Source organism: Microcoleus pseudofavosus SVA1_A4 (genome assembly GCF_036700565.1).
Lineage (GTDB): Bacteria > Cyanobacteriota > Cyanobacteriia > Cyanobacteriales > Microcoleaceae > Microcoleus.
The window spans coordinates 1-13,699 of record NZ_JAUBPE010000120.1 but is presented as its reverse complement, the minus strand read 5'-3'; the positions used below and the strand labels follow the sequence as shown (position 1 = coordinate 13,699).

Annotated in this window: 13 protein-coding genes and 1 pseudogene; 7 read left to right on the top strand and 7 right to left on the bottom strand. The window is 44.8% G+C overall.

Annotation, left to right across the window (positions count from 1 at the left end; translation table 11 throughout):
* The first annotated feature begins 273 nt into the window (after positions 1-273).
* From QUA02_RS31380 to QUA02_RS31365, 4 genes are all read left to right on the top strand, one after another.
* Positions 274-3,072: a CHAT domain-containing protein gene (locus QUA02_RS31380; protein WP_333033562.1), complete on the top strand. Its 2,799-nt coding sequence runs from the start codon at positions 274-276 to the stop codon at positions 3,070-3,072.
* A gap of 25 nt (positions 3,073-3,097) precedes the next feature.
* The gene (locus QUA02_RS31375) at positions 3,098-3,922 is read left to right on the top strand and encodes an Rpn family recombination-promoting nuclease/putative transposase (protein WP_333033560.1); all 825 of its coding nucleotides are present in this window, start codon (positions 3,098-3,100) and stop codon (positions 3,920-3,922) included.
* A gap of 148 nt (positions 3,923-4,070) precedes the next feature.
* Entirely contained in the window at positions 4,071-4,406 is a 336-nt protein-coding gene (locus QUA02_RS31370; RefSeq protein ID WP_333033559.1) for a hypothetical protein, read from the top strand.
* Positions 4,393-5,856 carry a hypothetical protein gene (locus QUA02_RS31365; RefSeq protein ID WP_333033558.1) on the top strand — a complete coding sequence of 488 codons (1,464 nt, stop codon included), beginning with the start codon at positions 4,393-4,395 and terminating at the stop codon, positions 5,854-5,856. Before QUA02_RS31370 ends, QUA02_RS31365 begins: the two co-directional genes overlap by 14 nt.
* A 94-nt stretch (positions 5,857-5,950) precedes the next feature.
* Here QUA02_RS31365 and thiL read toward each other — a convergent pair whose 3' ends face one another.
* From thiL to QUA02_RS31350, 3 genes are all read right to left on the bottom strand, one after another.
* Positions 5,951-7,045 carry a thiamine-phosphate kinase gene (gene thiL, locus QUA02_RS31360; RefSeq protein ID WP_333033557.1) on the bottom strand — a complete coding sequence of 365 codons (1,095 nt, stop codon included), beginning with the start codon at positions 7,043-7,045 and terminating at the stop codon, positions 5,951-5,953.
* Positions 7,046-7,077: 32 nt separating this feature from the next.
* Positions 7,078-7,392, bottom strand: coding sequence for a hypothetical protein (locus tag QUA02_RS31355; protein ID WP_333033555.1), 315 nt, complete (start codon positions 7,390-7,392; stop codon positions 7,078-7,080).
* Positions 7,393-7,612: 220 nt separating this feature from the next.
* Entirely contained in the window at positions 7,613-8,737 is a 1,125-nt protein-coding gene (locus tag QUA02_RS31350) for a peptidylprolyl isomerase (RefSeq protein WP_333033554.1), read from the bottom strand.
* Positions 8,738-9,120: 383 nt separating this feature from the next.
* Between QUA02_RS31350 and efp the strand changes: the two genes are divergently transcribed.
* The 3 genes from efp to QUA02_RS31335 all read left to right on the top strand — a co-directional run bounded on the left by efp (position 9,121) and on the right by QUA02_RS31335 (position 10,847).
* Positions 9,121-9,678 (top strand): elongation factor P, encoded by a 558-nt coding sequence (gene efp, locus QUA02_RS31345; RefSeq protein ID WP_333033553.1) that lies wholly within the window; start codon positions 9,121-9,123, stop codon positions 9,676-9,678.
* A gap of 192 nt (positions 9,679-9,870) precedes the next feature.
* Positions 9,871-10,428: an acetyl-CoA carboxylase biotin carboxyl carrier protein gene (gene accB / locus QUA02_RS31340; protein WP_333033563.1), complete on the top strand. Its 558-nt coding sequence runs from the start codon at positions 9,871-9,873 to the stop codon at positions 10,426-10,428.
* Between the two features lie 26 nt (positions 10,429-10,454).
* Entirely contained in the window at positions 10,455-10,847 is a 393-nt protein-coding gene (locus QUA02_RS31335) for an ArsR/SmtB family transcription factor (protein ID WP_106146178.1), read from the top strand.
* Positions 10,848-11,117: 270 nt separating this feature from the next.
* Here QUA02_RS31335 and QUA02_RS31330 read toward each other — a convergent pair whose 3' ends face one another.
* The 4 genes and pseudogenes from QUA02_RS31330 to QUA02_RS31315 all read right to left on the bottom strand — a co-directional run.
* On the bottom strand, positions 11,118-11,885 hold the full coding sequence (locus QUA02_RS31330) for a GerMN domain-containing protein (protein WP_333033551.1): 768 nt from the start codon (positions 11,883-11,885) through the stop codon (positions 11,118-11,120).
* A 262-nt stretch (positions 11,886-12,147) separates the two neighbouring features.
* Positions 12,148-12,630 (bottom strand): type II toxin-antitoxin system VapC family toxin, encoded by a 483-nt coding sequence (locus tag QUA02_RS31325; protein WP_333033549.1) that lies wholly within the window; start codon positions 12,628-12,630, stop codon positions 12,148-12,150.
* 1 nt (position 12,631) lies between these two features.
* Positions 12,632-13,417: a hypothetical protein gene (locus QUA02_RS31320; RefSeq protein ID WP_333033547.1), complete on the bottom strand. Its 786-nt coding sequence runs from the start codon at positions 13,415-13,417 to the stop codon at positions 12,632-12,634.
* 171 nt (positions 13,418-13,588) lie between these two features.
* Positions 13,589-13,699, bottom strand: a pseudogene (locus tag QUA02_RS31315) (photosystem II q(b) protein); the annotation flags it as partial.

The window sequence follows — 13,699 nt, the reverse complement described above, 5'->3', positions numbered from 1 at the left end:
CACTTGTCGGTATGATCTAATCAATGACGTGGCGATCGACTGACTCACTCTTTTAAGATACAAGGGGCGGGTTCGCCAACCATCTCTAATGAGTACCAACAATTGAAATAAACCCGCCCCCTCCCAACGACAATTTCCCGATCGTACTTTCGGGAAAACCGGAAAACGGGCGATCGCATTTGTAGGAAAATTGGAAACAAGCGATCGAATTTCTTCGGTGGGTGGGGGCGGGTTGATCGGGATTGTTTGTGGGTATTAAATAAGGATATAAAAATGGGGATAATTAATTTTTTACGAAAGCTTGCCAGTCAGCTAGCACAATTCATCGATACGAACGATGGCGGAAATGGTGATAACTCCGCAGGTGAAGATTCCCAAGAATATGCAGAATTTATCAGAGAATTATTGCAAGCAGAAGCAGCTAGCGATAGCGATATTAAAGTAATTTATCCGATGCTGGCCGGGCGGCAACATCTCCTCAATGCCCGTTTTGCCGAAACTTTAAAGCAAGTAGCCCAGAGGTTAATTGCGGAACATCCAGAAGCAATTGAGTTCATTGTCGGCCTTATTGAAAATTTGAGTATTGATATTAATCAATTCCCTCTTGGCAGTAGAGCGAATAATATTGAAATTGCCATTACTGGTTATCAAATAGTTTTAAACAATCGGCAACCGGGAAGCGAAAACTATGCTGGAACTCAAAATAACCTAGCTACTGCCTACAGTAACAGGATAAACGGTTCGCGGACCGAAAATCTGGAACGGGCGATCGAGTTTTATGAGGCTGCTTTAACTGTCTATACCCTTGAGGATTTCCCTGAAGATTGGGCAATGACTCAAAATAACCTAGCCCTTACCTACACTAACAGGATAAACGGTTCGCGGGCCCAAAATCTGGAACGGGCGATCGAGTTTTTTGAGGCTGCTTTAACTGTCTATACCCTTGAGGCTTTCCCTGAAGATTGGGCAATGACTCAAAATAACCTAGCTATTGCCTACAGTAACAGGATAAACGGTTCGCGGGCCGAAAATCTGGAACGGGCGATCGAGTTTTATCAGGCAGCTTTAACTATCTATACCCTTAAGGATTTCCGTGACTATTGGGCAACGACTCAAAATAACCTAGCTGGTGCCTACAGTAACAGGATAAACGGTTCGCGGGCCGAAAATCTGGAACGGGCGATCGAGTTTTATGAGAAAGCTTTAACAGTCTATACCCTTAAGGATTTCCCTGAAAAATGGGCAGCGACTCAAAATAACCTAGCTATTGCCTATAGAAACAGGATAAACGGTTCGCGGGCCGAAAATCTGGAACGGGCGATCGAGTTTTTTGAGGCTGCTTTAACTGTCTATACCCTTGAGGCTTTCCCTGAAGATTGGGCAATGACTCAAAATAACCTAGCTATTGCCTACAGTAACAGGATAAACGGTTCGCGGGCCGAAAATCTGGAACAAGCGATCGAGTTTTATCAGGCTGCTTTAACAGTTTATACCCTTAAGGATTTCCCGTTCAATAATGTATTAACATTAAATAACCAGGGCTGGGCTTATCTGGCAAAACTAGACAACATCAACCAAGAAAAACCAGAAGACACAAACCAAAAAGCAGAAACTCTCCAAAGTGCCTACGATACCTTTAAAAATGCCATAACCGGAGCCGCCAAACTGCGGAAGTTGGAATCGGGGAATGAAACCAAACAAAAACACGATTTGCAGTGGGATAGACTCTATGCAGGCATGGTGCAAGTATGTCTTGATCGCCAAAGCAACCAAGAAGCACTAGAATATGCCGAAGCCAACAAAGCCCGCAACCTTGCAGAAGTCATCGCCCAAAGACAGAAAAACCCCAAAACCCTAGCACCCATCACCTTCAGCGAAATCACCCAACTCCTCACCCCAAACACCGCCCTCATTGAGTGGTACATCACTGACGCAGAAATTATCACCTTTGTAGTCACTTACCCCGACGTGCTGACAGTGCATCGCCATCGTCAACACGATGAATTAACCGACTTAGTTAATGAATACCGGGAATCCTACAAAACCAGCAAAACCGACTGGCAAAAACAACTTGCTACCTATCTCCAGCGCCTCGCCGACATCCTCCAAATCACCACAATACTGCCCTCACAAAGTACCCGCTTAATCCTAATTCCCCACTGGTTGCTGCACCTGTTCCCCCTCCACGCCCTACCCCTAACCGACGACGAATTCTTATTAGATAAATACCTCGAAGGCATTCAATACAGCCCCAGTTGCCAACTCCTGCAACAGATTACCATCCACCCGAATTTTGACCAACTCCTCGCCCTGCAAAACCCCACCTCCGATCTGCGCTACACCGATTTAGAAGTCGCCAGCATCGCCCCCAAATTCGCGCTCAGTCAAATTCTCCCCGGCAATGAAGCGAGTAAAACAAATCTCCTAGAAAAGTATCTAGAACAGTTAGAAAACGCCCACTGCGCGCACTTTTCCTGTCACGGCTCCTTCAATCCCGACGATCCGCTAAAATCGTTTTTAATCTTGTCTGGCGGCATCATCGGCGGAGATTCCCAGTCAAGGGCGGGATCGGATTTAGATGAATCGAATCGTTACGTGGAATGGCGCGACGGCAAAACAGCCGACATTAACAAATGCCTGACATTAGCAGATATCTTGTTACTGCAATTCAAATATTGCCGCTTAGTCGTGCTTTCCGCCTGCGAAACCGCGCTAATTGACACCAACAATCGCTCCGATTATATTGGATTACCGACAGGATTTATCCACGCCGGTGCAATGGGAACCCTAGCCAGTCTTTGGGCTGTCAACGACCTCTCCACCGCCTTGATCATGGTAAAATTCTATGAATTGCTCAAACCAGGAGTCAGCATCGGTAAAGCCCTCCACGATACCCAGCGCTGGTTTAAGTCTGCCGCGACTTCCGATTTGCTATCATGGGTGCAGGAATCGGACAGTTTCGAGGCCGATAGAAAAAAACCGATCCTCAAGGAATTAAAAGGCTACAATAATGACGAACAACCCTATGGCGATGTTTATCATTGGGGAGCGTTTTGTGCGATAGGATTATAATCCAAGGAAAGATTTAATTTAATCGATGAAAACCGATAGCATATTTTACAACATCTTCCAAGAATTCCCCTTTGTATTCTTTGCCCTTTTAGGCATACCCGCCGAGAGTGCCAACCAATACCAATTTACATCCCAAGAAGTCAAACAATTAGCTTTTCGCCTAGACGGTTTATTTCTACCAATTATTCCCGATCCTCAACTACCATTCTACGTTGTCGAAGTCCAATTTCAACCAGATCCAACTCTCTACTACCGTCTTTTTGCCGAACTATTCATCTATCTCAAACAATACCAACCGCCGCACCCTTGGCAATTGGTAGTCATCTACCCAAATCGGCAAACCGAAAGAGAAAATAGCATCCACTTTCAGGAAATGCTCGCCCTCCCACAAATCACCCGTATTTACATCAATGAACTAAGTGCATTAGAAACAGCATCTCTACCCATAAAATTGATTAAACTGGTAATCGAACCAGACAACACCGCCGAAAACTTTGCCATAGATTTAGCCAGACAAGCCGAAACCGAAATATCGGATACCACAGCCAGAAAAAACTTCATCAACTTACTAGAAACCATCATTGTTTACAAATTACCCCAAAAAACCAGAGAGGAAGTTGCCGCCATGTTTAACCTAACTGACTTAAAACAAACCCGATTTTATCAAGATGTTTTTGCAGAAGGACAAGCAGAAGCTAAACAGCGAGAAAAAGCTGCTATTCTCAGAATGTTTAGTCGGGGAGTAGCTACAGAAGATATTGCTACATTCTTAGACTTACCTGTAACTGAAGTAACAGCGACTATCGCCGAATCTCAAAAAGAACAAGCTGAACAAGCCGACCAAAATTAATCAACCCACGCTAAAATTAGTAGGGTGCGTCAGTTGCGAAAACCCTGATTTTTCGACCAACCTAAGACTGACCCACCTTACAAGTCGATCGAAGTGTGACACTTGCCTAATTGCTCATTCAAACAACATCCATTTGTGAGGTAAAATTATGAACGAAGTCGATATTTTGTCCCAAATCTATAACGCCATTACCACCGCCCCGGCAATTTTGACTCCCCCTTTTATCGAAAAATTGCTCGCCGAAGTCCTCCCTTTAGCAGAATCTGGTGCTGACAATGATACTGTAGAAGATGCTATCAATACACTCTACAAACAATTTAAAGATGTTAGAGATGCAATTAAAAGTCTGGTGAGAAAAAATCTCGATGATGTAGAAGCAGAAGCCACGCCCGGTTATGAAACAATCGTCAATACCTATCCCGATATCAAAAAGCTAGAAGCAAGCTTGAAAAAACGCATTGACAAAGCCGATGCTAAAAATTGACCATCCCCAAATCTACATCTACAGCTACCAACTCAGCCAGAAAAGCAAAACCGAAGCTAACTCAATCTGGACTTGGGCTAATACTATCTGGCAACATTTTAGCCCCGAAAAAGAGATAATTTTTTCCCAAGCCAACCTCGGTTATCCCCTCACTAAAGTCAAAAAATTCTCGCATTCCAATAAAATTGATGGTTCTTTTAAGTTTTGCCTTCTGGAGGATAGCGAAGGCATTTTAGCGAGAATTGGTAGCCCAGAAACCGAGGAAAATAAAAACCTAGAAATTACAGAATTACAACAATTTAATGAAAATAATCTCCTAATTCCTGATAATTATCAAGATTGGCTAGGACAGACTATTTTTATTACCTACAAATTACAAACTTATTCACATCCAACCAAACATTCCATCCGCCAAGTTGCAGATGAATGTTTCAATAATCTGTTCCCCGAAGCATCTGTGCGTCCACCTTTTTACCGCGATACTGAGTTACTGGGTTCTCCAATTTTTGAGTATAGTTCGATAAAAAGTCAACTGCAAGTCTTTGTTTATCTGGTTGATGATGATATTGAGGAAAAATTAGGGCAAATTATTCAACCTTTGTTTGAACTGTTTTATTACCGCCATAAAATCACTAAAGCTTTTCTGGATAGTCGCAGCAATTATGATTTACTTAAGAAACTCTATGCAGAAATTGAGGTGACAATTGCTAGCTTAGAAACAAAAATCGCTGACTTTGAATCGAACAATAATGTTGCTTGCCAGGAAAATGTCGATCTAGATGAGTCTTTAACCTCTCTCAAAATCAAACTAAAAGAGTTACTTGGAGAAAGTTTGAATTATGAAAGAGCCTTAGAATATCTCGAAGATTTTAATAATACGATTAATATTCATGTTTACAATTATCAGGAAAAGCTCTCTGAGATTTCTTATAAATGGCAATTTTCAACGGATAAATTGAGCGCATTTAATTTTTTTATTGAGAGAAGTTGTCCGTATTTTCAACGACAAATTCAGGGCGATTTAGGCTATTTTAAACATCGTACTGATTTGATTAAGATTGCGGTGGATTTGGTAGCGGGGATTGTGGATATCGAACAAGCAGAAATCGATCGCTCTTTAGAAAGAACTATTCAAATATGGGGTACTGGATTAGGGGCTGGAGGCCTTGTGGTGTCTGCGGTTTCAAATTATATCCAGACACCCCTAGTGTTCAGAATACCTCAAAAAGGGGATGTGCTTCATCCGGCTGTAGCTAGTCTGTTGTTGAGTCTTTTGGTTGTAATTCTGGTTTCTGGATTGATGGGCTGGATTAATGGTGCGTGGAAGATTAATCAGTTGAAATGGTTTCGGCGCAAGTCTGAACCTCGGAGATTGCACGATTCCCAACGTCCACCAGTTAATGATATGTTACAGGAAGCGGCCCAAGTGCGACAGAATTCTGAACAATAAGGCCAAAGAAACCGGGTTTTTACCGAATCTTTGCGCCACAATTAATGATTGTTCCCAAAAACCCGGTTTCTGACTCCGCCGGCTAAGAGATAATTCAAAAGTGTTGAAATCCTCGATCGACCTTTAACCCCGCATCAGGATAAATCCCGCTGCTATCAATCAACCAGATATCGGTGCTATCCGTAGTGATTCCCACGATCGCAGCACCATCACCAATTCGATCGACCAATAGCTTAGCACGGGCGATCGGCAAAAACAACACTAACTCAAAATCTTCGCCGCCGTAGAATGCCCAATCTAAAGCTGTTTCGGTTGATACGATTTCCCTTAAAATAGGAGGAATTGGTATTTGGGCGCGATCGACTTTTGCGCCAACACCGCTAGCCCGACAAATTTGAATAATCGCATCCGCTAAACCGTCGCTGCTGTCCATTCCGGCGATGGAAATTGGGGATTGAACCCCCCCCGGCCCCCCCTTGCTAAGGGGGGGAGAATTGAAATCTTGCTTCCCCCCCTTGGTAAGGGGGGGACTGAGGGGGGGTTCCATCGCGCCTTCGGAACCTAATATTTCCCAAACAACCGGCAAAACATCCAGTCTCGGTTTAGGGCGCTGGTGAGCGAGAATTAAAGAAGCTCGATCGACTTCTGTAAGATTTTGCCCGAATTCTGGATTTAACAGCAATTCTAATCCCGCGCGGGAGGCCCCGTGAACACCCGTGGCGACAATCGCCCACCCCGATCGCGCATTTGACCGACGAATGGTACGATCGAACTCAACCTCCCCAAAAGCAGTAATCGCCACCGTCACCACGGGCGATCGCACAACATCGCCACCGACGATCGGCGTATGATATTCTTGCAAGCAAGCCGTCATCCCCCGATAAAACTCTTCAACCCACAGCACAGCCGTATCCGCCGCCACAGCCAAGGCTACAGTCACCGCCAGAGGCGTTGCTCCCATCGCAGCCAGATCCGACAAATTTGCCGCTGCGGCGCGCCAGCCTGCGTAATAAGGCCCCGTAGTTCGATCGCTAAAATGCACTCCATCCACCAACATATCTGTAGTGATAGCGAGAGATTGGTTGGGATTTGTAGCCATGACAGCGCAATCATCACCCACTATCTCTGCGGGGCAGAATTTTTGCAATATTCTTAAAAGACCTTGTTCGCCGATATCTTTAACTTTCATAAATTTGAATTAGTCGATCGCACTTTCTCACTTCACCATTCCTTACCCGAATTCGGCGGCAAGCGCAACCTAGGAAACCTATAAAAAGTATCCCCTTCATCATCTACCTCTAAAACCGCCGAAAAAATCTTAACTTGCCGATCTAAATACTGCTGAGCAATTTCCGCCTCAACCCTAGCATTAGCCGCCAGTTGAATCAGCGACACCTGACTGTTTTGAGTTTCCAACAACTGATAAAAAGCCTCATCTAACTGTCGCTTTTGCTTGCTTTCATTGATATTATTTACAATCAGCAAGCCTGCGAATCCGCCCAAACCAATTACCAATAAAAATTCTAAAATTGCCATATTCTCGATTAAATTCCCGATCTAAATAACGAAACTATAAAAAATATCTATTCTTCCAGCCTGCGGAGGCGGGCTTTGTCTGTGCAAAAGTGATTTCAAAACGATTTCAATCGCCGTCACTCTAGATTTTTTCAGCCCGCGGAGGCGGGCTTTGTTTGTGTAGAAGCGATTTCAATCGCCGTCACTTTTGACAAAAAGCGATTTCAATCGCTGTCATTAATTAAACTTGAGGTCGCACCAAATTTTCGATTCCTTTAACTACCTTAGCAGATAGAATCTTGTCTCCCTGCTTCAGTTTCTCCAAAACTTCTTTTCCTTCAATCATGTAACCAAAAACAGCATACCGACCGTCCAACAGATTCAGGCCAGCGGGCGTGAGTTCAGGTTCAAACAAGAAAAAGAAAAACTGAGAAGAACCGCTGTCGGGTTCAGCTTCCTTGCGCGCCATTGCCACAGTACCGAAAGCAGAAAAAGGCAAAACAGGCTCGTCGCGATAGCGCCCCGCATCTTCTAGAGTAATCCCGTAAATAGGCTCCTTTTCGTCCCTAACGAGGACTTCCAGCGGAACATTCCGGTATTTGCCAGTAGCTGGGTCAATAAAACCCTCTTCCTTGCCTTCGGGGTCTCCCGTTTGCAAAACGTAGGATTCTTCCGATCGAATAAACGGCAAACCGTCATAAAAACCTCGATCGACCAAATCCACAAAATTACCAGCAGTCACAGGCGCGCTGTAGCCGTCAACCACAACAGTAATTTCCCCTTTTTCCGTTTGTACAGCCACAGTAGCGCGCCCTTTCAGTTGAGGCAGATTAGCATACTTGGCCGGCACTTCAAACGGAAACTTTGCCACCATCAACTCTTCGATTTCGCCTACCGAACCCAGGATTGTGGGTTTCAAGTCAATCACTTTTTCCTTGTCTTTAGCCTCAACAGCCTTTTCCAGTTGAGCAATTCCCTCCTTGACTCGTGCAACTAGCACCTCAGCTTCCGGCTTTTTGGCGTCGGGAATACTCTCTAAAAGGTCAGATTCCCGAAGGTTGAGAATCCTGGAAGCCTTGCTGACATCGCTGCTAATGGGCCCCCAACGTTTAGATCGTATGTGGTTGCCAATGTCTTCGAGACTGATTTGCAACTCTCGCACCGTCTGATTGTCAAGAGGTAGAGCGTAGCGCAGCAGCGCCCGGCCGTCGGTAATCGCATTTCCCGCAGGCATACTGCTGCTGGGGCGTTTGGCATGGGAGACTGAACTGAAACTCAGTCCGAGAGTGAACAGCAGGAGTGCTAAAGCGACGGTTTTGACCCAGCGCTTGCACGTATCGATCGAGAAATTAGGCCAATGCAACATAACTTTAACTTTTATTGCCTCTCTTATCTTCCCACAGCGCTGTCGGCCTTCTATCCCTTAAATGCCCTACACTGCTCGCGGCGGAACTTCCTTCCCTTGAGAGCTTTTTAGCTTTCTGTACAGCACTTGCCCCCTTTGAACGGTAAAATAAAATGCCAATTGCTTTTGATGCCGTCAGCTAGAGTGCGGCTTTAACCTGACCCGCTCAAAAACGGATACAATCCCCAGACTCCTGTCGTGGAGGGATCAAAATTTTAGACCAAGGTTCAATCTCCCAAATTCATCTGTGGAGTAAATCTAAAATCTAAAATCTAAAATCTAAAATCGACTGACTGTAGTTCCCCCGTGCCGGCAAGGCGACGGGATTGCCCGCAAAAATTTATATGCTCTCGAGTAACGACTTTCGACCAGGTGTTTCAATTGAATGGAATAACGGCGTGTGGCGGGTTATCGAATTCCTCCACGTCAAGCCAGGAAAAGGCTCAGCTTTTGTGCGGACAAAATTAAAAAATGTCCAAACCGGAAACGTAGTAGAACAAACCTTCCGAGCCGGCGAGACTTTGCCTCAAGCCAACCTCGAAAAGAGCGCCATGCAGCATACCTATAAAGAGGGCGACCAGTTCGTCTTTATGGATATGGAAACTTACGAGGAAAGCCGTCTCACTGCCAAGGAAATAGGCGATCGTGTCAAGTACCTCCATGAAGGGATGGAAGTCAGCATCCTGCGCTGGAACGACCAAATCATGGAAGTGGAACTGCCCAACTCTGTCGTCTTGGAAGTGATGCAAACCGATCCCGGAGTCAAAGGAGATACTGCCACCGGTGGCAGCAAACCCGCCATCCTCTCCACCGGGGCTCAGATTATGGTGCCTCTATTTATTTCCATTGGAGAACGGATTCGGATTGATACTCGTGAAGACAAGTACCTCGGCCGAGAGTAGAAACGACGGAGGAAAAGCGAGTTTTGAGTTTTGAGTTCTGAGTTCTGAGTTCTGAGTTAAAGAACTCAAAATTCAACACTCATCGCTCAAAGCTTAAAAACTATCCCTTTGCCTCCAAAATCGGTGGAGTATCCTAGCTTCGCCGGATTCCCAATTCTCAATTCTCAATTCTCAATTACCCTTGAATCTGCTGTGCAACTAGACTTAAATCAGCTTTGCCAACTGCTAACTGTTTTAGACAAAACTGGCATTTCGGAACTGACGTTAAAAAGTGGGGAGCTTGAACTGACAGTACGCAAAGGCATTCTGGCAAGCTCACCAGACACCGCTGCTGCGCTCCCTGCTGCGGCGACAGTCGCTCCCGCGATCGCGTTGGGCGCTGTTGCTAGCCCCACCTTAGCGTCACCGGATGCTGTTGGCCAAAATTTAGGAGCGGCTCTGGCCGCCGCCCCAGCCCCCGCCCCAGCCGCGGTGCCTGCTGCCGTGTCGGTTCCTGTCGATACCAAATGGGTGCCAATTATCTCGCCGATGGTAGGAACCTTTTATCGCGCTGCTGCTCCCGACGAGCCGCCTTTTGTAAATGTGGGCGATCGCATCAAGGTCAGCCAGACAGTCTGTATTATCGAAGCGATGAAGCTGATGAACGAGATCGATGCTGATGAAGTGTCCGGTCAAGTGATGGAAATTTTAGTTCAAAATGGCGAACCTGTCGAATACGGTCAAGTGTTGATGCGAATTAATCCGGATTGAAAGATTACTTTATTGTTATGGAATAAATGCTAATATTTCGAGATCACTTCTCTCCGGTGAGTTTGATGAAGTCATCCCAGCCTGTCCCGCAAGAGGTTGTGCAACAAGTTGCTGAGTATTTCAGTATTCTGAGCGAGCCAATGCGTTTACGAATTTTGAACTTGCTTCGCGACGGCGAAAAATGCGTGCAAGAGTTGGTGGAAGCTACTCAAACGAGTCAAGCCAATGTTTCTAAGCACCTAAAACTCATGCTCCAAGCTGGTATCCTCACTCGCCGGAGTGAAGGGACTTCAGCCTATTATAAGGTGCAAGACGAGTTAATTTTTGAGCTGTGTAACATGGTGTGCGATCGGCTTGCCACCCGGATCGAACAGCAAGCCCTCCACTTTCGGGCATTTAGCCTGACTACCAAGCACTGAGAATTAGTCATTAGTTAGGAGTCATTAGTTAGGAGTCATTAGTTAGGAGTTATCAATTATCAGTTATCAATCTTTACTCCCTACTGCGAGCATCTCAAGGAGAGCAAAAAGCGTTTTTTAGGAGTGCGAGCATCCTGCACAGTAAAGCCTATATCTAAGCGCGAGTAAGATGCTCGCACGGAGTGTGAAAGCCCTCATTGGGATGCTCCCATCCCTAATCTCTGCCTTCAGACTAATGACTAATCACTGATGACTAATCACTCATAATTCCTAAAGGGGAAAATTTTTGTCAAAACTTTGGCGGGTACTCGGTTGAGCCACCTCCAAACCTTCGCCGCCCAAAAGTTCTAAAGGCTTGCCTTCCACGGAAATCCAAACCGGGGTATTCGGTTTTAAACTCGTAGCCGTATAGATAACTTGCCCTAACCGGCCAGTCATCGAAGTGCTGCCTCCCCCCGAAGTAAATTCGGCCGACAAATCTACATAAACTCCCTCATTCTTGACACTCAAACTCCGGAGTTTTGTCCCCTTAGGAATTTCGCTAGAAACAGTTGCATCCTTCGGCCCGGCCAACAAACTGTTAAAAGCAGCTTGTAAAGTTGCATCAGGCTTGTCAGCTTGTTTGACAGCTACTTTCGTAGGAACTCCCTCAAATTTGCCGTTTGCATCTTTAACCCAGTAAACTTGCACTGTTTGGGCCGCCGTCTGCTGCAAAGGCTTTGGCTGTGGCGACTTTGGGGCCACAGCCTGCGGGACCAGAGCCTGCGGCGTCTGAGCTTGAGGCGTCTGAGCTTGAGGCGTCTGAGCCTGCGGCACCTGAACAGGTGTTGGAAGAGGTACGGGGATAATTACAGCAGGGGATTCCGCAGGACTTGGGGAAAGCGCCGGAGCGGTAGTCGGAGCGGAAGACTGCGTTTCTGCGGTTGGGGAACGGTTCGCCGTCCACCAGGCAATGCCCCCTCCCATCACTAAAGCCAACCCGCAAACACCGGCAATGACTGCTGTGGAGACGCGGCGTACTTCTTGTCCATCTTTCATAATACAAATCCTCCTTAGAGATAGAGCGCTTGACACGGTGAGGAGCTACTCCCGATCGGCTACATTTGTTTTTGCTGAGATTCAGGAACTGGGAACAGCTAAACTGAAACAATCCTGGCATCTTTAACAGCTTAGGAGCTATCTTTAATTTTGACACTCTCCCGCTGAGAAATCAGCTAAAAGTCTGAAGGTAAAATGTGGCAGGCACTTATGCTCTGGCATATCTCAAGTTTAACTGACATTTTATCTAACTCGTAAATTACTATAAATAAGTAATGTTTTGCCAAACATCACAATCGGTAACACGTTGAAAATCTTTAATATTTTTAGTTGCAATAATGACTTGACGACCAGGGTATTTCTCTTTGAGTAGACACCATTGAGCAGCCAGAATGCAGTCTACATCAATGTTCTCCTTGATTTTATTAGATTGACTCAGATATCTTGCTTCAGCCCATAGTTCGGCAGCCTTTTCTAGCACAGCAAAAGTTACTTCTTGAAATTCAATTAAATCTCTCAGGTTGTCTAACTCTTGAACACTTTTGCTTTTAATACGAATGAATTCGCGTCTAACTTCATAATCACAGATATCAGAAACAATTATATACGCACCTTTCGACAATAGGCGTTCAAACCATTTTGTGCATTGATGAATCTCCGTGCCTAGCTTCTCATCTTCAGACAATTTTTCATCAAGAGGTGTAACCAACAAAGCAAGAATATTAGAGTCTAGAATTACAATCACTCTACAATTTCCATCCTTTTGCTTCGCTAATAGTTTCTATTTGTTCAAGTCGTGAATTTGCCCAATCGATTGCAGCTTGGTTCTTCTGAATTTGCAATTCACTACTAAAGATTTGATTTGAATGAGAGTCTATCGAAGGTTGTTTTTCACTTCTTGTTCGGTTTTCTTCGATTTGCCATAATACTGCTCTAGCAGTGTTTTTTAATCCAACTAAAGATGAAAAAACAGATTTGTTATGATTGGCTTTATCCGGTTTTAGGCTAGAATCATTCAAAAATGCCAATGCTATATTCTTAACGTACTCTATTAAGTCTTGTGGGAAGTAGAGAAGATATTCTTCTAAAAGCTCTGATAGTCCCACCATACCCGTGTAGAGAGCTCCATATTGGTGTACTCGATCTATTTCTTCTTCAAACGCAGCCAGCATAATACCCAGAGCTATGATTAATTCCCTAAAGCCATCCAGGTATTTTTCATGAGCTTCAATTTCTTTGAAGGTATCACGTGCTAAAAAGTCACTATATTTTGCTTTAATTTCGCTGAAAAATGGTCTGTATTCAGAATAATAAATATCAGATTTTTGACGTGGATATTTTGCTGCTCTAATCTGTTCTGACACCTCAACAATTTTCAACAGATAATTAAATGATTCTTCTTTAGGAATCCGCGCTTCATCAGATTCAAACAGCTTTTCTAAGGAATGTTTGATTAAACTCAGCTCACCCAACATCACCTCCTCAGTGTTTGACAGCAATGCTCTAATTGAATTTTCTGTAGTGACTGTCATAAGAATGCAACTCCATAAAGAAGGCTTTTATGCTCTATGGGAGCAAAAGAACTACAAGCAGCGTATTCCTTCTATCATGATACATGACAATCTCGTTGAGACTATAATTTTTTCCCAAAACAAAAAGCGCTCCTATTACTAGGAGCGCTTTTTGCAATCTCAAGTTAAAAATTAACCATTGATAGAAGGAGCAACCATTGCAACTGGAGTGGTTTCACCAGCAGCCAAGTCGAGCGGGAAGTTGTGAGCGTTGCGCTCGTGCATGACTTCCATACCCAAGTT